Below are 20,168 nucleotides of genomic sequence, written 5' to 3' on the forward strand. Positions count from 1 at the left end.
AATATCATCTATTTAAGTCTTTAAAATGCGCCTTCTAACGCTTTACGTAAATAGACGTCCAGTTCATCTTGGCGCAATAGCCATTGAATATAGTCTTTAGGAAGTTCAGCAATTGCCGTGCCTTTATGCTTTCCAAAGTTAATAGTTGTAGGGATACGTGCTTCTTCAGAGACTCGGTACAGCTCTTCAATATCTTGAATATTTAAATGATAGACAATATGCATCAAAATATTAGCGGTCAAAATAATATCGGCGTCAGCACGGTGTGCGCCTTTGAGCAATTCTCGAGCTTTACTGCTGCCTTGAGAAATCATATAGATCAATGCTGAAATATTATGCGCTTCTGCGTCAGGCCAAGTTTTACGCGCTAAGGCTAAAGTACAAATCGGTTTGATATTCGATACATCTACACCACAACGAGCAATCGCGGCAATATCGTAATCAATATTGTGACCAATAATATAAGTGGTAGTTTCTGGTAATTTAAAGGTTTTATAGTGGGGTTGGTTTTCTAAATCTGACTCTAATATATGGTGTACTGCCATAGCAGCGTAAGAGATAGGGGTTCCGACTTGATACAGTTGATCAAACAATTTGCTTTTATCTAAGGTGAGCTTGCCTGCATTAATCTCAATTGGGGCATACGCAATTTCAATTGGCAAACCATTTAGTGTATGTGTTTCTGTATCTAAAATAATGGTTTGCATAACTGGCCCTTTAAACAATCACGAGTAATTATGAATGTTAACAGTTGACTACCTACTTTAAAACATGAAGTGAAGCTATAAAGTAGCGATAACGTCAATTTATATTAAAAACAGAGTTTTCAGAGATTAATTCCATACAATAGAACTTGCGGAAAAGAAAGATTAGGCGTAATTGTTTTTAAGACATTAGAAAATGTTGATTAAAAATTAAAGCACAACAAAAATGGAATTTAAGGGAAGATATATCAATGAAAATGAACCTATTAATGACAAGCGTTCTGAGCACGAGTTTATTTTTAGTCGCTTGTGGAGGAGGGAGTAGTGATGATAGCCCAGCTCCTACTAATCCATCCGGGACACCAGTCAATAATATTCAAAATCCAGTTGTTAAAGTTGAAGCTTACACAAGTACCAACTTAGGAAGTGTGGCAGCAGAAAGTAGTATTTTGACTTATAAAATGTTGGGTCAAAGTGGTCAAGAAGTACAGGCAACCAGTTTGGTATTTACACCAAATACTCCACCACCAGTAGGCGGTTGGCCAATTGTAGTCTGGGCGCATGGCACTACGGGTGTGGCAGATGCTTGTGCACCAAGTAAAGCAGCTTTAGCAGATAGTACAAAAGATTTAATTAGTAAATTACTAACAGCAGGTTATGTTGTTGTTGCACCTGACTATGAGGGTTTAGGTACACCAGGTATACATCCTTTTTTAAATGTTAAAAGTGAGGCTTTTTCAATTACAGATGCGGTGGTTGCAACACGCAATTATTTATTACAGCGTAACTTATTAACTTCGAAAAAATGGGTCACTGTAGGGCATTCGCAAGGTGGGCATGCTGCATTGGGTGCTGCACAATATGCGAGTCGTGCACAGCTCGACTATAAAGGTACTGTAGCCGTAGCGCCTGCTTCTAATTTAGGTTTTATTTTAGTGGCGGGAGAGCAATCTGTTGCTAATGCGACTCTAGATAAAAAGATATCAATGTATGCTCAACTTGATACTTATACAGCTTTAGTTAGTGCGGGTATCCGCAACACACAGTCGAGCTTTGATTATGGACAAGTCTTTACTTCGCAAATTTCAAGTATTGCAGCGCAAGCAGAAACCATTTGTTCCGGGCCATTGGGCCAAGCTTTTGGCGCAGGTATGACTAAGTATGCTACAGATCACAATGGAACGCTGGATGGTTATACGCGGACACAACCTAACTTTATGGCTGTGCCGTTAGTTAAAACATTTTTAGATAAAGATTCGCAGCCGTTACAAGTAAAAGTCACGACACCAATCATTATTTATCAGGGCTTAGCAGATTCAACAGTTCCTAAAGTAGCAACGGATATCTTGATATCTAATGCCACTGTTGTAGGCACCAAAATTAATAGTTATGTAACGGGTAACTGGGATCATGGCACGGCAATGAGTAGTAATGTTGATAACATCGTTGGAAATGTTCAGACCTTACTGACATCTCAATAGAGTTATTGATATTTAAAGGCTTTTTAATATTGTTGTAAGCTAAAATAAACGATGGAAAAATTTAAAATATAAGCTTTAAACGTGCTTTTTATTTGATTTATAAACAATGGCTCATTTTTTATAAAACTTGAGCCATTTTTATTTAAAACTGAGCTAACTTCATTCTGTTTAATTATAAAGTTCATGCTACAATATGCCGCAATCTTAGCACGGCTTAAAAGCCCTAATTTATAGGACCCCCGCTAATGTTTGCCAATATTTCCATTTCTGAATTTGATCCAGAATTAGCTCAAGCAATTGCTTCTGAAGGTGAGCGTCAAGAAGCACATATCGAGTTAATTGCATCTGAAAACTATTGCTCTCCTGCTGTGATGGAAGCGCAAGGATCAAAACTTACGAACAAATATGCAGAAGGTTATCCAGGCAAACGCTATTATGGCGGTTGCGAGTATGTGGATATCATCGAGCAAATGGCGATTGATCGTGCTAAAGAACTTTTTGGTGCAGATTACGCAAACGTTCAACCACACGCTGGCTCACAAGCTAACTCTGCTGTTTATCTAGCGCTTCTTAACCCGGGCGATACAGTTTTAGGTATGAGCTTGGCTCACGGTGGTCACTTGACTCACGGTGCAAAAGTAAGCTTCTCTGGTAAAACTTATAATGCGGTTCAATACGGTCTAAACGCTGAAACTGGCGAGATCGATTATGAAGAAGTTGAACGTTTAGCGTTAGAGCACAAGCCACGTATGATCGTTGCTGGTTTCTCTGCTTATAGCCGTGTTGTAGATTGGCAACGTTTCCGTGACATCGCGGACAAAGTTGGCGCTTACCTTTTTGTTGATATGGCTCACGTTGCAGGTCTTGTTGCTGCTGGCGTATATCCAAACCCAGTTCAAATTGCTGACGTAACGACAACTACGACTCATAAAACACTTCGTGGTCCACGTTCTGGTTTAATCCTTGCGAAAGCGAATGAAGAAATCGAGAAAAAACTTCAGTCAGCTGTATTCCCTGGTAACCAAGGCGGTCCATTAATGCATGCGATTGCTGCTAAAGCAATCTGCTTCAAAGAAGCAATGTCTGATGACTTCAAAGCTTACCAACAACAAGTTGTGAAAAATGCTCAAGCAATGGCTGAAGTATTAATTGCACGTGGTTATGATGTTGTTTCTGGTGGTACAGAGAATCACTTATTCTTGTTATCTTTAATCAAGCAAGATGTAACTGGTAAAGATGCAGATGCTTGGTTAGGTGCTGCTCACATTACTGTGAACAAAAACTCAGTTCCAAATGACCCACGTTCTCCATTTGTGACTTCTGGTATCCGTATTGGTACTCCAGCAGTAACAACTCGTGGTTTCGGTGAAGCTGAAGTTCGTGAACTTGCTGGTTGGATCGCTGACGTGATTGACAGTAAAGGTGACGAAAAAGTTATTGCTGACGTAAAAGCAAAAGTTGAAGCTGTTTGTGCAAAATTCCCTGTATATGCACAATAAGTTGTAAATATAAAAAAAGCGCCATATGGCGCTTTTTTATATCAAGTTAATTAGGTGAGGCAGTCTGCCATCCGCCTCCTAATGCGCGGATTAAATCTACACTCGCCATCATTCTACTGCCGTTAAGCTGTGCGGAAAGTTGCTCTTGTTGCAATATAGTCCGATCTGAATCAATCACATCAAGATAGCTAATCGCACCTTCTTTATAGCGCAGATGAGAAAGCTGGTTTGCATGACGAGAAGAGGAGAGCGCTTGATTTTGAGCCTGAATTTGCTGATCGAGAATACGTTGATCGGACAAACCATTTTCAACTTCGCGAAATGCATTCAGTACAGTTTGCCGATAGTTTGCCACGCTTTCTTCATAGGCAGCCCGTGCTTGAGCGACTCCAGCTTTACGTTGCCCGCCGTCAAATAATGGCAAAGACAAAATAGTACCTGCAACTGGACCAAGTAAGAATGTACGGCTCGACCATTTACCTAAATCACCTAAAGTTGATGATTCATAACCGAGCGCACCTGTCAGGTCCAGTTTTGGGAAGAAGGCAGCACGCGCAATTCCAATACGCGCATTATCCGCTGCCATAGCACGTTCAGCCGCAGCAATGTCCGGTCGTCTTTCAAGTAAAGCTGACGGTAAACCCGCTGGAAGACGGAGGCTGTTTGCAGTTAAAGGCTGAACTGCCAAGCTAAAATCAGCAGGTGTTTTGCCTAATAATACTGCAAGTGCATGCTCAGCATTGGCTCTGTTACGAGCAATATTCAATGCGCTCGTTTGTGCTGTAGCAAGCTCGGTCTGTGCGCGGGAAACATCTAATTCACTGACTAAACCATTTTGAAATCGAGTTTGAACAAGATCTCGTGTTTCGCTAAGTAACTTAATGGTGCGATTATAAATTGCTTGTTCAGCATCTAACTGTCGAATAAGAAAATAGCCTTGCGCAACATCTGCTTGTAGGGCTAAAAGTGCTGACTGATATAATGCTTCTTGTTGCTGTACATCAGCTGTTGCTGCATTCACACTACTGGCGATACGACCAAATAAATCGAGCTCATATGAAACATTCGCTTGAGCACGCCATAAGGTTTGTGCAGACGTATGGGCATTTTCATCTAAACCGAGTGAAGCTGGAGAGGGCTTTTGACGAGTTGGCCCAAAGCCAGCACCAATACTTGGCAAAAGTTCAGCTTGTGCTGCTGAACGTAACGCACGTGAAGCCTGAATATTGGCTGCTGCCGCTTTAAGGGTCTGGTTTCCGGAAATGGCTTGTTGTTCTAGCTCATTCAATTGAGCATCATTAAAAACACGCCACCATTCACCTCGAACCTGCTGATCGGCAGGTTGGGCAATTTTCCAGTTATTGTCCTCAAGTTGAGGATCGGACTCTTTAAATTTGACTGGAACAATCACCTTTGCAGGTTGATATTCTGGAGCCAAAGAGCAGCCTGCAAGGAGCAGGCTTCCCATGAGTGAGGACAATAATAAGCTTTGTTTTGCTGTAGCCATCAAATATCCTCCTTAATGATCATGTGGGGTAGATAAAGGCGCTTCATGAACGGCTGCCGAATGCAATTTATGTTTACTGTTCAGGGTACGAATCAGCACATAAAAGGCAGGAGTCAGGAATAAACCAAACAGTGTTACACCAATCATGCCGAAGAACACGGCAATACCCATGGCATGGCGCATTTCAGAACCTGCACCAGTTGAGGTAACCAGTGGTACAACCCCCATAATGAATGCAATAGAAGTCATTAAAATTGGACGTAAACGTAGTCGACTTGCTTCAACAGCTGCTTTAAAGGCAGTTGCACCTTGCATTTCAAGTTCCCGCGCAAATTCGACAATTAAGATGGCATTTTTACAGGCCAGTCCGACCAGTACCATCAGACCAATTTGGGTAAAGATGTTGTTATCTCCACCTGTCAGCCAGACACCTGTCAGAGCCGCCAAGATTCCCATTGGTACAATTAAAATTACAGCTAAAGGCAGAGTTAGACTTTCATATTGTGCGGCTAAAACTAAGAACACGAGCAATACGCTAATTGGGAATACCCAGAGTCCTGCATTACCAGCCAAGATTTTTTGGTAAGTTAAATCCGTCCATTCAAACTTGATACCACGTGGAAGAGTCTGTGCGGCAATACGTTCAACCGCAGCTTCTGCTTGGCTAGATGAATAACCCGGTGCAGGGCCGCCGTTAATATCTGCTGAGGTATAGCCGTTATAACGAACGACCATTTCAGGACCATAGGTTTGAGTTACATTTACCAGTGAAGATAACGGCACCATTTGTCCGGCACTGTTACGGGTTTTAAGCTGTAAAATATCTTCAGGGTTTGCACGGAAAGGCGCATCGGCTTGTGCTCGAACCTGATAAACACGTCCAAAACGGTTAAAGTCGTTAACGTACTGAGAACCTAAATAAATCTGCATGGTGTTGAAAACATCTGTTACAGCAACACCTTGTTGTTTAGCTTTGACACGGTCCAGATCTACGTTCAGTTGAGGTACATTAATTTGATAACTTGAGAACATTGGGCCAAGTTCAGGAGCTGATTGTGCTGCTTTCATAAAGTTCTGTGCAGCATCATTCAAGGCTGAATAGCCTAAGGCACCTCGGTCTTCGAGTTGGAGTTTAAAGCCGCCCATGGTCCCTAAGCCCATCACTGGTGGTGGTGGGAAAACTGCAATATAGGCATCTTGAATAGCTGAATATTTCTGATTGAGCGCACCTGCAATTGCATTGGCAGATAAGTCTTTCGCCTTACGTTCATCGAATGGTTTTAAGGTTACAAAGACAATACCAGCGCTTGAGCTGTTGGTAAAACCGTTAATTGAGAGGCCCGGGAAGGCAACAGCACTTTCTACCCCAGGCTGTTTAAGAGCTGTATCACTCATTTTACGAATGACAGCTTCGGTACGATCTAATGACGCGCCGTTTGGTAACTGCGCAAAGCTAATCAAATATTGTTTGTCCTGCGCGGGAACGAAACCACCCGGAACAATATAAGAAATACCAACGGTTAAACCTAAAAGTGCTGCATAGACACCCATTGCCGATGCTTTGTGTGAGATGACACGACTCACACCTTTACCGTAACGGTCTGAAGTACGTGTAAATACGCGGTTAAACAGCGCAAAGAAACGTCCAAATACGCGATTCATAATGCGCGTTAAAGCATCAGGTTTAGCATCATGTCCTTTAAGTAACATGGCTGCTAGAGCAGGAGATAGAGTAAGTGAGTTAAATGCCGAAATGACTGTTGAAATGGCAATGGTCATGGCAAATTGTTTATAAAATTGCCCTGTTAAGCCTGTCATAAAGGCAAGAGGTACGAATACTGCAACAAGCGTTAAGGCAATCGCAATAATCGGCCCACTCACTTCTCGCATGGCGCGATAAGTTGCATCTCTTGGGCTTAAACCTGCTTCGATATTCCTCTCGACATTTTCGACGACGACAATCGCGTCATCGACCACAATCCCGATGGCGAGTACCATCCCGAATAGTGACAGTGCATTGATGGAATAACCAAAAGCAAGCATGAGTGCGAACGTACCAATAATTGAAACTGGTACGGCAAGCAATGGAATGATTGAGGCACGCCATGTTTGCAAGAATAAAATTACAACAACAACAACCAGTGCAATTGCTTCAAGTAAGGTATGAACGACCGCTTTAATACTGGCACGTACGAACTGGGTCGGGTCATACACAATGTCGTATTTAATTGAAGATGGGAAATCTTTTGAAAGCTCCTTCATCGTGTCGCGCACTTGATCGGAAACTTGCAATGCATTAGCACCCGGTGCTTGGAAAATTGGAATCGCGACTGCTTGTTTATTATCAAGCAATGAACGCAAGCCATATTGTGAAGCTGCGAGTTCAACACGAGCTACATCACCCAATCGGGTAACCGCACCATCTGGAGCAGTTTTTAAAATGATATCTGCAAATTCTTGTTCAGTGGTTAAACGACCTTGAGCATTGACTGAGAGCTGTAAAGGTGAATTACTTGGTGATGCACCGATTGTACCCGCTGCTACCTGAATGTTTTGTTCACGGATTGCAGTCACAATTTCGGTTGCTGTGAGGTTACGCTGTGCCACTTTTTGTGGGTCGAGCCACACACGCATCGCGTAGTCACCAGAACCAAATAAACCAACTTCACCCACCCCTTGTAAACGCGCTAAACGGTCTTTCACGTTCAATACCGCATAGTTACGCAAGTAGGTCATGTCATAGCGACTATCTGGTGAGGTCAGATGCACAACCATGGTTAATGTTGGTGAGCTTTTTAAAGTCGTGACACCCAAGCGCTGTACATCTTCAGGTAAGCGAGGCATTGCCTGAGACACACGGTTTTGAACTAGTTGCTGAGCTTTATCTGGGTCGATACCGAGTTTAAAGTTTACCGTAATGGTGAGGTTACCGTCGCTGTTTGCTTGAGATTGCATGTACAGCATGTCTTCTACACCGTTGATCGATTCTTCAAGCGGAGAAGCAACAGTTTCAGCAATTACTTTCGGGTTTGCCCCCGGATATTGAGCGCGAACCACCACAGACGGGGGAACAACTTCCGGATATTCAGAAATCGGCAGTTTAAACACCGAAAGCAGACCGGCGAGTAAAATCAATACTGATAAAACACCAGCAAAGATCGGCCGATCAATAAAAAATTTAGAGATATTCATATGCGATTAACCTTTTGCCGGAGTTGATGTTTTATCTGTTGGCTGAGGTTGAGTCGTGGTGCTATTAGCTGTGATTTGTGCGTTAGGCATAGGAACGAGATGTGGTGTAACAGGGTCACCCGGACGAATCCGCTGTAAACCATTCACCACAATACGGTCACCCGCTTTTAATCCGCTATTCACGATTTGCAAACCATCTTGCTGCGCTCCGATTTTTACTTCACGGTAAGCAGTCTGGTTTTTAGCATCAACGACCACGACAAAGCGTTTATCTTGATCGACCCCAATTGCGGTTGGGCTAATTAAAATTGCTGAACGAGGTTGGCCCCCGCCTAAACGGATTCGTGCATATAAGCCCGGTAATAAAACGCCGTTTGGATTGTCAAAGGTCGCGCGAACACGGATTGTTCCTGAGGTTGCATCTAGGTTATTGTCGATTGAATTGATCGTACCTTCACGAGTAAAGCCTGTTTCATTAGCAAGTCCCATATAAACAGGAACTTGTGCAGAATTACGCTGGTTACTGATGTATTTCAGGTAAGTTTGTTCATCAACATCGAAAGATGCATAAAGGCGAGATACAGATACTAAACTTGTTAAAACCTGTGCTCCGTTGCCTGCAGAAACTACATTGCCGACGGTGACTTCGGCTCGTGAAATTCGGCCGCTGACTGGTGCAGTAATGCGGGTGTACTCAAGATTTAAACGTGCAGATTGAACGGCAGCTCTAGCAGCTTGCAGGTTGGCATTGGCTGAGCGTGCATCATTTTCAGCTAAATCTAGCTCTTGACGTGAGACAGCATTACTTTGGATTAAACGTTGAATACGGGAAAGATTAGAACCCGTATAAGTGACTTGTGCTTCAGCCGAAGCGAGTTGAGCTTGGGCACGATTGAGTTCTGCTTCAAAAGGACGCGGGTCGATTGTAAAAAGTAAGTCGCCTTTTCTAACCAGACTGCCATCTTTGAAATGTACAGCAATGAGTTTTCCTGAAACTTGAGGCCGAATATCGACTTGATCAATCGCCTCTAAACGCCCGGAATATTCTTGCCAATCGGTAATGGTTTTATTCACTACAGGGGCGACATCAACAGTAGCAGCTTGTTGGGCAGCGGTCGGTGCAGCTTTTGCATCGGCATTTTCATGTAAAAACATAAAACTGCCTCCTGTTGCTAAAATGGCAACAAAGATGGCAGACAGTGCGAACTGTTTGCGGGAAAATGACATGAGGTGCTCCTAGTTATTTGGATACCTGTTTTCAGACTTTTAGTTTTGGTCCGTATGGGAGAAACAGGGTTTATGGGATGGACGGAGCATAAAAGTTTGTCAATCACGAATAAATATATTAAATTTGATAACACTATTCGTATTTTTATAATAATTGATGTGTTTGAGTTAAATAAAACGCATTAATAGGAGTGTGCGTGTGGATCTATTTCATGCCATGAGAGTATTCAATAAAGTTGTCGAAACAAATAGTTTCAGTTTAGCAGCTGATAGTTTGGGTTTACCGCGTGCTTCTGTGACGACAACCATCCAGGGTTTAGAGAAACATTTACAAGTTAGGTTGCTTAACCGAACGACTCGTAAACTTAGTTTGACACCAGATGGGGCAGTTTATTATGAACGTACTTCACGAATTTTAGCCGATGTCGAAGACGTAGAATCAAATTTTCATGATTCGGAACGTGGACCAAGAGGCCGTCTGCGTATTGATGTTAAAGCTTCGATTGGGCGCATGATCTTAATTCCAATGCTCTGTGACTTCCATACACGTTATCCAGATATTGATTTGGTAATTGGAATGAGTGATCGTCCAGTCGATTTGGTACAAGATGCGGTGGACTGTGTCATCCGTATTGGTCAGTTGAAAGATTCAAGTTTGGTTGCACGTCGTATTGGAACAATTCAGTGTGTGACGGTTGCTGCACCCCGTTATTTGGCAGAGCATGGTGAACCAAAAACTATTGATGACTTAAAGCAGCATCAAGTCGTGCATTATTTTAACAGCCGTACCGGACGCAATATCGACTGGGATTTTATGGTGGATGGCGAAATTCATAGTGTTGGTGTAAAGGGGCGTGTTTCTGTCAACGATGGCGACTCCTATGTTGATTTGGCAGTCCAAGGTTTTGGCTTAATTCAATGCCCGTATTACATGGTGGCGAAACATCTAGAAGAAGGTACGCTCAAAGAAGTACTGACTGAATGGTTGCCTGCACCTATGCCAATATCAGTTGTGTATCTACAAAACCGTCATTTATCGCCTAAAGTTCGAGTGTTTGTTGATTGGGTAGCCGAATTATTTGCAGGTTGTCCGTTGCTAAGTGGTTGCTCAATGTTATGGGATCAGAAATGTGAATTTGCCACTGCCAAAGAACATAACCATGAATATACCATTAGGACCTTGGTCGAAAATGAAAATATGGCAGAAGCCTATGCACTCAAAAATTAGCTTCATATTTTGAGTGATTTTTCAACAATTAATCAGTTAATACAATCCACTGTTTAGTCATCTTCATAAATCCTTAATTTATGGTATAGAAATTGCAATTATTTCGGCAGAAGAGTAAGTTAGAAATACTCAAGTTTTTATCACCTTATTGGGATTTTAAGGAGAAGCTTCAAGATGGCAAGCTTTATGAAAAAAATATTCGTTTCAACAACTTTAGTTTTGGCTGCTGTTGCGACGAATGTTCAAGCAAAGGATTGGAAGGTGATTCGTTTTGGTACTGAGTCGTCTTATGCACCATTTGAATATAAAACACCAGATGGCAAGTTAACTGGTTTTGATGTTGATTTAGGGAATGCTATTTGTGCAAAACTCAAAGCCAAATGTGTTTGGGTTGAGAACTCTTTTGACGGGATGATTCCGGCACTTAAAGCGAAAAAGTTTGATGGCATTCTTTCATCAATGACAGTCACGGATGAACGTGGGAAACAAATTGCATTTACTAGCAAAATCTACAATACGCCAACACGTATGGTTGCAAAAAAAGGTTCACCGTTATTACCGACCGCTGCATCATTGAAGGGTAAACGTGTGGGCGTACAACAGGGCACAATTCAAGAAACTTATGCTAAAACCTATTGGGCACCAAAAGGTGTAACTGTTGTACCTTATCCAGTCCAAGATTTGATTTACCAAGACATGATGTCAGGACGTTTGGATGCAACCTTACAAGATGCAATTATGGTTGATGGTGCTTTCTTAAAACAACCAAAAGGCAAAAACTTCGGTTTTGTTGGTGGCAATGTGGTTGATGCAAAAACACTGGGTGTAGGCGCGGCGATTGGCTTACGCAAAGAAGATGCAGATTTGAAAGCTAACATTAATAAAGCAATAGCTGCAATCATTGCAGATGGCACATATAAGAAACTCGAGAAAAAATATTTCTCCTTTAGCATTTACTAATGATGTGAAAAATGTCGGCTTTAAGCCGACATTTTTAGATCTATTCTCATCTTATCAATATTAGATATTGTTTTTAAGGAGAAGAGGAGTCATGTTTTTTTCTGGCTATGGGCCACTCCTTCTCAGCGGTACATGGATGACCATACAGCTTGCGCTGTTGTCACTTTTGCTTTCTGTGATTATTGGCTTAATTGGTGCGAGCTCAAAACTCTCTAATATTAAAATCTTACGTTACATTGCGACAGCCTATACCACACTCATCCGTAGTGTGCCTGATTTGGTCATTATGCTGTTGTTATTTTATAGCTTGCAGTTGGGCCTAAACCAAATTACTGAAGCCTTGCAAATGGATCAAATTGATATCAACCCGTTTGTGGCTGGTGTGATTACTTTAGCGTTCATTTATGGTGCATATTTTACCGAGACCTTTCGTGGTGCATTTCAATCGGTTCCAAGAGGACAAATTGAAGCAGCAATGGCCTATGGTATGACTCCTTGGCAGGTTTTTCACCGAGTATTATTCCCTCAAATGATGCGTTTTGCGTTACCGGGTATTGGTAATAACTGGCAAGTTTTGATTAAGGCAACCGCATTGGTTTCAATTATTGGTCTGACTGATATTGTAAAAATCTCGCAAGATGCCGGTAGAAATACCATGCAATTGTTCTTTTTCAGTATCGTGGCTGCTGCGATCTATTTGGCAATTACCACAGTGTCGAACCTGATTTTAATGGGGCTTGAACGTCGTTATTCTGCTGGTGTGAGGAAGGGACAATTATGATTGAAATCCTTCAACAATATTGGCAGGCATACCTTTGGACAGATGGTTTTCAAATGACTGGGGTAGCGATGACTACTTGGTTATTGGTGTTATCTATTGGTATTGGGTTTGTGCTTGCTGTGCCTTTATCGCTTGCACGTGTATCAGAAAATCTTTGGTTGCGTGGTCCAGTCTGGTTGTTTACCTATGTTTTTCGTGGCACACCACTGTACATCCAGCTACTGATTATTTACTCAGGCATTTACAGCTTTGATTACATCCATGAACATCAGACACTCGATGCATTTTTTAGAGAAGGCATAAATTGTACCATTTTGGCATTTGCGCTCAATACTAGTGCATATACCACTGAAATCTTCGCTGGAGCGATCCGTTCTATTCCACATGGTGAGATAGAGGCTGCACAAGCTTTCGGTATGTCGAAATGGAAACGCTATACCCGTATTATCATCCCGTCGATGTTGCGCCGTGCTTTACCATTTTACGGCAATGAAGTCATTTTAATGTTACATGCGACAACTATTGCATTTACAGCAACAGTTCCTGACATTTTGAAAATTGCGCGTGATGTGAATGCAGCAACCTATGACACCTTCAATGCTTTTGGGATTGCCGCGGTGTTGTATGCCGTATTGGCATTTATTTTGATTTGGATATTTCGTCGGCTTGAAAAACGTTGGCTGGCATTTTTAAAACCATCGAATCATTAGGAGACATAAATGGAACACGTTGTAAAACTAGTGATTCGCGATTTACATAAGACATTTGGCGATCATGAAGTACTAAAAGGAATATCACTTGATGCAAATGCTGGTGATGTCATTAGTATCATTGGTTCATCTGGTTCAGGTAAAAGTACCTTGCTGCGTTGTATTAACTTTTTGGAACAACCCAGTAATGGCACTATTAAACTTAATGGTGAAAAACTACACACAGTCTTTGATAAAAAAGGCAATTTAAAAGTCGTTGACCCAAAGCAACTACAAAAAATGCGTACCCAGCTCATGATGGTGTTTCAGCATTTTAATTTGTGGTCACACATGACAGTGCTGGAAAATGTCATTGAAGGACCAATTCATGTACTTGGGGTTAAACGTGCTGAGGCTGAAGAGCGTGCACGCAAATATCTACGCAAAGTTGGATTACCTGAAAGCGTTGAAAGTAAATATCCGACATTTTTATCTGGTGGTCAGCAGCAACGTGTAGCAATTGCTCGTGCTTTGGCTATGGAACCGGAAGTGATGTTGTTTGATGAGCCAACCAGTGCACTTGACCCAGAGTTGGTAGGTGAAGTACTTAAAGTTATGCAAGGCTTGGCGGAAGAAGGGCGCACCATGATTGTGGTCACACATGAAATGGGCTTTGCGCGCAATGTATCTAATCAAGTGATTTTTTTGCATCAGGGGAAAATTGAGGAACAAGGTCATCCTGATGAAGTGCTCAATAACCCAAAAAGTGAGCGTTTAAAGCAATTTTTGACGGGTAGTTTGAAATAAGTTGTTCATACCGAGTAAGGTGAATTTTTTTAAACAAGGATTTGTATCTTACTCGGTTGTTTTAGCTATAGTTTAAAGATGAGTATTTTTAGAAAACACATTAATAATGATAATACCCGCGATCATTAAAGTAAGACCAATGCACGCTGCCAAGTCTAAATGCTGTTTGTAAAATATCCAGCCAATTGCGGAAATTAAAATAATACCTGCACCTGACCAAATGGCATATGCAATCCCTATCGGAATTGTTTTTAAAGTCAGGGACAATAAATAAAAAGCAATTGCATAGCCCACCACTGTAATGATGGATGGAATAGGAACAGTAAAACCTTGAGATGCTTTTAAAGCTGAAGTTGCAATGACTTCACAAGCAATCGCAATTGCTAAATAAAGATAAGACATGGGAAGTTGCGCCAGAATGAGTTTTAATCAATCTACATGAAATGTTGAAATGGTTTGGCAGTTTTAACGATTGTTTAATTTTTTTGGTACAAAATTACCAGTAAATCAAACTGAACTGATAAATTGATTTTATCACTAGCTATGTGGTCTCAGCTATTTATTCGTTTAATTTAAACATTGATCTGCATAGTTATTTAAGAGGATCAGCGACTTTAGTTTGATTTACTCTAGACTTTTTAAGAAATAGATTAGCCGAGTAAATTTAGCGTCTTAAATTTCTCTAAACAGACATAAAAAAACCGAGGACTTTGCCTCGGTTTTTTATTTCTAGAAAAAATTATTTTTCTACGAACGCACGTTCAATCACATAGTCGCCCATTTCACCCATACGAGGTGATTCAACTAAACCATGTTGGTCAAGTAATGCAGCAACATCTTTCAAGAATGCAGGGCTACCGCAAAGCATTGCGCGGTCAGTTTCACGGTTGAAGCGTGGTAAACCAATTTTTTCAAATAAAGCGCCAGTTTCAATTGCAGTTGTTACACGGCCTTGAGTGTGGAAAGGCTCACGAGTTACTGTAGGGTAGTAAACAAGTTTGTCTTTAATGCCTAACTCTTCAAAGAATTCGTGATTTGGCAATTCATTCAAGATAAGGTCTTGATAAGCTAATTCAGAAATATAACGTGTACCATGAACAACGATTACTTTTTCAAAGCGTTCGTAAGTTTCTGGGTCACGAATAATTGATAAGAATGGTGCAAGACCAGTACCAGAAGATAAAAGATATAAATTTTTACCTGGTAAAAGGTCATCATGAACCAAAGTACCTGTTGGTTTTCTAGAAACTAAAATTTCATCACCAACTTGTACTTTTTGCAAAATCGAAGTTAAAGGACCGTCTTGTACTTTAATTGAGAAGAACTCTAACTCTTCTTCGTAGTTTGCACTTGCAATCGAATATGCACGCATTAACGGTTTGCCATTCACTTCAAGTCCGATCATTACGAACTGACCATTTTTAAAACGTAAGCTGGTGTCGCGTGTAGTTTTAAAACTGAAAAGAGTGTCATTCCAGTGGTGAACATGAGTAATGCGTTCAACGTTAAAAGCAGCCATTAAAGGTCTCGATCACGATTAAAAGAAAACAGATTGCTATTCTAATCTAATTTCATTCCCGATAAACTGAATATATTTAATTGTGTTTATAAGAAAAAGTGATGATCAACTCTGTCACCTTCCCCATAATTGGCTACATGTGTTCTCCTTATCGTGAAAAATTTGGTATTCCACGCCAGCCTAATTTGGTCAATATTGAGTCTTATATTGACATGGTAGAACCATATAACGACTTGCTAGCATTTGAGGGAATTGAGCAGTTCAGTCATCTCTGGTTAGTTTGGCAGTTTCATGATAATAAAAATCAGGGGAGTGCCGATAAATTTCGTCCACAGGTTCGTCCGCCACGTTTAGGGGGCAATGAAAAAATAGGCGTATTTGCTACACGTAGCATGTATAGACCTTCTCCTATAGGTCTTTCAGTCGTAAAACTTAATAAAGTGGAAAAAGTGGGGAAGGCTGTCCGCGTCTATATCACAGGAAGCGATTTATTAAATGGCACTCCAATTTTAGATATTAAGCCTTATATTCAATATTCTGATGCAATTAGCGATGCACAAAGTGGTTATGCCCATGCAGAACCAGAACGGAAGGCAGTCATTTGGGGGGAAGCTGCATTAACAGCACAAAAATATTTTTTAAAAAATAATGAAATGAATTCTCAATATATTGATGAGCTTGAGCAAGTCTTAGCTTTAGATCCTCGACCAGCCTATCAAGAAGACGCTGAACGAATCTATAAAATGAAATTTTCAAACTTTGATATTCATTTTAAGGTCGATCAATTTGTAGTTACTGTGGTTGATGCGGTGAAGACTTCTTCGCTTGCACAATAGAAATTTTTTAAAACCAATGGATATTGAGCCAAAGTAAACTAATAAAAATAGCCATATGAATGAGTTGGGCGGGAACGAAAGCAAGTGCATAGTGCAGCCCCCCCGAAATTGCGGAGTTCACACTTTTGGCAAGTGCATGAACTGCGAAACCTCCTAAAAAGGCAATGAGTAAAGGTGTCATATGTGCGCTATCAGGTTCACCTTGCACAATAACTGCCGCAATTGCTGCATGTATTTCAAACAAAGATGCGAGTAAGGTCCCCGCGATTAATCCAGCATCGCCTAAAGATAGACTTAAACCATAAACACCTGCCTGAATAAGGGTAAGTGTACCTGCAATAATAATGGCTTCTTTTAAGCTGAACATTCTTGAGTCAAGCTCGGGCGAAGCCGTACTAGGTTCTGCTTTACGTAATAAAATAAAGGCCCATACTGATAAAACTACTAATGCAATAAGTGTCGGAAAGATAATTAGCTTAAACCAAGCAAAGCTAATACCGATCACAATAATTAAGGTTTGAATCAGTGTGGAGACGCATGACATTAACGCAGCACCTGCATTTGTCGTTGCATTGGCTTTGCCAGAGCGTACTTCTAAACCTAAACTGGCAATCGTCGCTGTACTAGAAACAAATCCTGAAGCTAGAGAAGAAAGTAATAGGGCATTTTTAGATGACAAAAGTCGTTTCGCAATATGAGCGAGTGCTTGTACAAATAAGATCAAAGTCAGTAATTTTAAAATCACATGAGGATTTAAAACTGGACCCCAAAAGGGTTTATTGGGTACTAAAGGTAGAGCAATTAGAAGTAAGGCAAGTAGAAAAATACCATCACGCAATTCCGTTTCGGTAATCCACTGACTGGCAATGCCATGCATAGACTGCTTTGCAAATAAAATAATCGTCATGATCACAGCTAAGCCAGCAGCGAGCGAAATATTCCAAATGCAAATTCCCCCAATGAAATAAGTCATAATAAAGGCGAGTTCTGTGGTCACACCTGGGTCATTCGGCTGATTTTTGAGGGAAACGATACTAATAGCCCCAATGAGAAGGGCGCCTACAATTCCAATTTCAGTGCCAAATAAAAAACAAATCGCTCCAAGTAATGCACTAATGGCAAAAGATCGGAATCCGGCAAAGGTTTTATATTCATGTTTAAGCTTGCTTCGTTCACGTTCTAAACCAATTAATAAACCACAACCGAGCGCAGCGGCAATCACCGTAATAAATTCTTCAAATGATGTTGTTTGTAATGACATTGTCATTGGAAGTTCCATATTACTTCCTCTTTGCTTATTGTTATATGTAGATTTGAATCATTTTAAAATCATGTATTCATATTCAGTTTATGCTTTTTATTACAGTGAGAATAGTGTCTTTTTTAGACAAAACTAGGTAGAAAATATTTTTATAAATATGACCTATGACACAAAAAAATATTAAGTTGAGAATTGGTTTAATTAATTGAAGTTGAAGGATATTTAAATCTAAATCATCTCTGCTATATTATAAAAATATATTGGGGATAACGCATGAATGCACATGTAGAAATAGACACGTATTGGTGTCTAGAACAACTATTACAAGAAGGCCGTATAACAGAACGAGATAAATTACTGGTACAGTCAAGCCACCGCCAAAAAGACCAGTTAAAGTGGCACCCTTTACAGTGGATTGCACATTTTAATTTAAAAGATCAGCAGCATACACACGCTCATTTAAGTTTAAACCGCTTATGTTTATGGTTTGCAGATCGGGTTCAGCTACCTCTATTTGTGATCGATCCTTTAAAGGCCGATGTCAGCGCTTTAACGCAGGTCATGTCACAAGAGTTTGCCATTCGCAATCATATTTTAGCTGTTGAAATTCATGCTGACCGAATCGTGATTGGAACAGATCAACCATTTCAAACAGATTGGCTCAATAACCTTGAACGAAGTCTAGCGCCTAAAAAAATTGAACGGGTACTGCTTAATCCCGAACAGTTACAGCGTTATTTGCGAGAATATTATCAAGTGAGTCGCGCAGTAAACTCGGCTCAAAAAGATGCAGCGCATGACCGTGACAGTAAAAATGTTGAAGCGCTTTTGCAGCTTGGTGATAGTCAAAACCCAGATGCTAATGATCAGCATATTGTTAAATTGGTCGACTGGATTTTACAGTTCGCATTTGAGCAGAGTGCCAGTGATATTCACATGGAACCACGTAAAGACAATGGTAAAGTCCGGTTCCGTATTGATGGCGTTTTGCACACCATTTATAACATGCCTTCAAATACACTGACCGCCGTGATTTCTCGGATTAAAATTTTAGGACGTTTGAATGTAGCGGAAAAACGTAAACCACAAGATGGCCGGTTAAAAACACGGACACCTAAAGGGCAAGAAACCGAATTACGTTTATCAACCTTACCAACAGCATTTGGTGAGAAACTGGTCATGCGAATTTTTGATCCTGATGTGCTGGTGCGTTCTTTTCAGCAATTGGGTTTTGAAGAGCGTTTATTACAACAGTGGCAACAATTAACAAAAAATAGCCACGGCATTATTTTGGTTACCGGTCCTACAGGTTCAGGTAAAACAACTACGCTATATTCTTCTTTAAAACAGCTCGCAACTGAGCAGGTCAATGTATGTACTATTGAAGATCCGATTGAAATGCTAGAGCCTAGTTTTAACCAAATGCAGGTGAATAATGCAATTGAATTAGGTTTTGCAGATGGCGTGCGTGCGCTGATGCGACAAGACCCAGACATTATTATGATTGGTGAAATTCGTGACCAAGACACGGCAAATATGGCGATTCAGGCAGCATTAACAGGGCATTTAGTATTATCAACTTTACATACCAATGATGCGCCGTCTAGTTTGACTCGTTTGCATGATTTGGGTGTACAACCATTTCTGACTGCCGCAACAATTTTAGGTGTTCTTGCACAGCGTTTAGTACGACAGCTTTGCCCCCCTTGTAAACAAAAAACTCATATTAATGAGGACGAGTGGGAACACCTAACATTTGACTATATTATGGAAATGCCTGAAACAGTTTATCAAGCAGTAGGCTGTGAAGAATGTCGTCATACAGGTTATAAGGGGCGAATTGGTATTTATGAATTTATGCCAGTCAGTCTTGAGCTTAAGCATCTTATTAGCAGTCATGGGACGTTAAATGATTTGAGAACTCAAACTAAAAAAGAAGGTATAGAACCTTTAAGAATTGCTGGGGCCCGTAAGGTGATTGAAGGGCTTACGACATTAGAAGAGGTATTGCGGGTTGTGCCATTAAATTAAATTTTTCTTAAGATTCACCTCATTTATGCTTGATTTAATTGCTTTATCCCAAGAGGGAACCATAAACAGAGGGTAATAATATGAATATGCTTAAAGTAATGTTGATGACTGCTGGTATGACTGCTGCTGGCGTAGTTGTCGCGAATACACCAGTGAATCAAGCTGCAATTGCTCCAGCAACTGTTACAACGGTCAAACAGGCATTAACCTCAAAAGACAATACACCGATCAAGTTACATGGTCAGGTTGTAAAGTCTTTAGGTGATGAAAAATATCAATTTCTTGACAAGACGGGTAGCATTACAATTGATGTAGATGATGAACTTTGGCAAGGTCGTCCTATTTCAGCCAATACAAATGTAACTTTAATTGGTGAAGTAGACATTGATTATAAACCTTTAAAACGCGTAGAAATTGATGTGGATCAAGTTCAGTTTTAATTCATG

18 protein-coding genes are annotated in these 20,168 nt (G+C 40.7%); 10 read left to right on the top strand and 8 right to left on the bottom strand.

Annotated elements, in window-relative coordinates; translation table 11 throughout:
* Positions 1 to 20: 20 nt before the first annotated feature.
* A complete protein-coding gene (exoX, locus tag SOI81_RS05320) occupies positions 21 to 707 on the bottom strand; it encodes a putative quorum-sensing-regulated virulence factor (protein WP_002118253.1) in 687 nt (228 codons plus the stop codon).
* A 248-nt stretch (positions 708 to 955) separates the two neighbouring features.
* Between exoX and SOI81_RS05325 the strand changes: the two genes are divergently transcribed.
* Positions 956 to 2,185 carry an alpha/beta hydrolase gene (locus SOI81_RS05325; RefSeq protein ID WP_320541341.1) on the top strand — a complete coding sequence of 410 codons (1,230 nt, stop codon included), beginning with the start codon at positions 956 to 958 and terminating at the stop codon, positions 2,183 to 2,185.
* Positions 2,186 to 2,208: 23 nt separating this feature from the next.
* Here the strand turns inward: SOI81_RS05325 and SOI81_RS05330 are convergent, their stop codons facing one another.
* Positions 2,209 to 2,370 carry a hypothetical protein gene (locus SOI81_RS05330; RefSeq protein ID WP_081039056.1) on the bottom strand — a complete coding sequence of 54 codons (162 nt, stop codon included), beginning with the start codon at positions 2,368 to 2,370 and terminating at the stop codon, positions 2,209 to 2,211.
* A 60-nt stretch (positions 2,371 to 2,430) separates the two neighbouring features.
* Here SOI81_RS05330 and glyA point away from each other — a divergent pair, with 60 nt between their 5' ends.
* The gene (gene glyA, locus SOI81_RS05335; RefSeq protein WP_016140470.1) at positions 2,431 to 3,684 is read left to right on the top strand and encodes a serine hydroxymethyltransferase; all 1,254 of its coding nucleotides are present in this window, start codon (positions 2,431 to 2,433) and stop codon (positions 3,682 to 3,684) included.
* 46 nt (positions 3,685 to 3,730) lie between these two features.
* Here glyA and SOI81_RS05340 read toward each other — a convergent pair whose 3' ends face one another.
* From SOI81_RS05340 to adeF, 3 genes are read right to left on the bottom strand one after another with little or no spacing between them, the layout of a single operon-like run.
* Positions 3,731 to 5,191, bottom strand: coding sequence for an efflux transporter outer membrane subunit (locus tag SOI81_RS05340; protein ID WP_320541342.1), 1,461 nt, complete (start codon positions 5,189 to 5,191; stop codon positions 3,731 to 3,733).
* Positions 5,192 to 5,203: 12 nt separating this feature from the next.
* Positions 5,204 to 8,383, bottom strand: a complete 3,180-nt coding sequence (gene adeG, locus SOI81_RS05345) for a multidrug efflux RND transporter permease subunit AdeG (protein WP_224991396.1) — start codon at positions 8,381 to 8,383, stop codon at positions 5,204 to 5,206.
* Between the two features lie 6 nt (positions 8,384 to 8,389).
* Complete coding sequence (gene adeF, locus SOI81_RS05350; protein ID WP_320541343.1) at positions 8,390 to 9,610, bottom strand: multidrug efflux RND transporter periplasmic adaptor subunit AdeF; 1,221 nt, start codon at positions 9,608 to 9,610, stop codon at positions 8,390 to 8,392.
* Between the two features lie 199 nt (positions 9,611 to 9,809).
* Between adeF and SOI81_RS05355 the strand changes: the two genes are divergently transcribed.
* From SOI81_RS05355 to hisP, 5 genes are all read left to right on the top strand, one after another.
* Complete coding sequence (locus tag SOI81_RS05355; RefSeq protein ID WP_224991394.1) at positions 9,810 to 10,838, top strand: LysR family transcriptional regulator; 1,029 nt, start codon at positions 9,810 to 9,812, stop codon at positions 10,836 to 10,838.
* 174 nt (positions 10,839 to 11,012) lie between these two features.
* Positions 11,013 to 11,798, top strand: a complete 786-nt coding sequence (gene argT, locus SOI81_RS05360; RefSeq protein WP_239975096.1) for an ABC transporter substrate-binding protein — start codon at positions 11,013 to 11,015, stop codon at positions 11,796 to 11,798.
* Between the two features lie 91 nt (positions 11,799 to 11,889).
* Positions 11,890 to 12,579, top strand: coding sequence for an ABC transporter permease (gene hisQ, locus SOI81_RS05365; RefSeq protein ID WP_239975097.1), 690 nt, complete (start codon positions 11,890 to 11,892; stop codon positions 12,577 to 12,579).
* On the top strand, positions 12,576 to 13,289 hold the full coding sequence (gene hisM, locus SOI81_RS05370) for an ABC transporter permease (protein ID WP_239975098.1): 714 nt from the start codon (positions 12,576 to 12,578) through the stop codon (positions 13,287 to 13,289). The genes hisQ and hisM overlap by 4 nt, the downstream gene beginning before the upstream one ends.
* Before the next feature lie 9 nt (positions 13,290 to 13,298).
* Positions 13,299 to 14,075: an ABC transporter ATP-binding protein gene (hisP, locus tag SOI81_RS05375; RefSeq protein ID WP_239975099.1), complete on the top strand. Its 777-nt coding sequence runs from the start codon at positions 13,299 to 13,301 to the stop codon at positions 14,073 to 14,075.
* Between the two features lie 72 nt (positions 14,076 to 14,147).
* Here hisP and abeS read toward each other — a convergent pair whose 3' ends face one another.
* Both abeS and SOI81_RS05385 read right to left on the bottom strand, forming a co-directional pair.
* Positions 14,148 to 14,477, bottom strand: coding sequence for a multidrug efflux SMR transporter AbeS (gene abeS, locus SOI81_RS05380; protein WP_003650669.1), 330 nt, complete (start codon positions 14,475 to 14,477; stop codon positions 14,148 to 14,150).
* 337 nt (positions 14,478 to 14,814) lie between these two features.
* Positions 14,815 to 15,594 carry a ferredoxin--NADP reductase gene (locus tag SOI81_RS05385; protein ID WP_016140480.1) on the bottom strand — a complete coding sequence of 260 codons (780 nt, stop codon included), beginning with the start codon at positions 15,592 to 15,594 and terminating at the stop codon, positions 14,815 to 14,817.
* Positions 15,595 to 15,695: 101 nt separating this feature from the next.
* Between SOI81_RS05385 and tsaA the strand changes: the two genes are divergently transcribed.
* Positions 15,696 to 16,430, top strand: coding sequence for a tRNA (N6-threonylcarbamoyladenosine(37)-N6)-methyltransferase TrmO (gene tsaA / locus SOI81_RS05390; RefSeq protein WP_239975100.1), 735 nt, complete (start codon positions 15,696 to 15,698; stop codon positions 16,428 to 16,430).
* Positions 16,431 to 16,437: 7 nt separating this feature from the next.
* Here the strand turns inward: tsaA and SOI81_RS05395 are convergent, their stop codons facing one another.
* Positions 16,438 to 17,709 carry an MgtC/SapB family protein gene (locus SOI81_RS05395; protein ID WP_239975101.1) on the bottom strand — a complete coding sequence of 424 codons (1,272 nt, stop codon included), beginning with the start codon at positions 17,707 to 17,709 and terminating at the stop codon, positions 16,438 to 16,440.
* 255 nt (positions 17,710 to 17,964) lie between these two features.
* Here SOI81_RS05395 and SOI81_RS05400 point away from each other — a divergent pair, with 255 nt between their 5' ends.
* Entirely contained in the window at positions 17,965 to 19,722 is a 1,758-nt protein-coding gene (locus tag SOI81_RS05400) for a GspE/PulE family protein (RefSeq protein WP_320541344.1), read from the top strand.
* Positions 19,723 to 19,802: 80 nt separating this feature from the next.
* A complete protein-coding gene (locus SOI81_RS05405; protein WP_239967223.1) occupies positions 19,803 to 20,162 on the top strand; it encodes a NirD/YgiW/YdeI family stress tolerance protein in 360 nt (119 codons plus the stop codon).
* The last annotated feature ends 6 nt before the right edge of the window (positions 20,163 to 20,168 follow it).

Source organism: Acinetobacter pittii, from assembly GCF_034067285.1.
Lineage (GTDB): Bacteria > Pseudomonadota > Gammaproteobacteria > Pseudomonadales > Moraxellaceae > Acinetobacter > Acinetobacter pittii_E.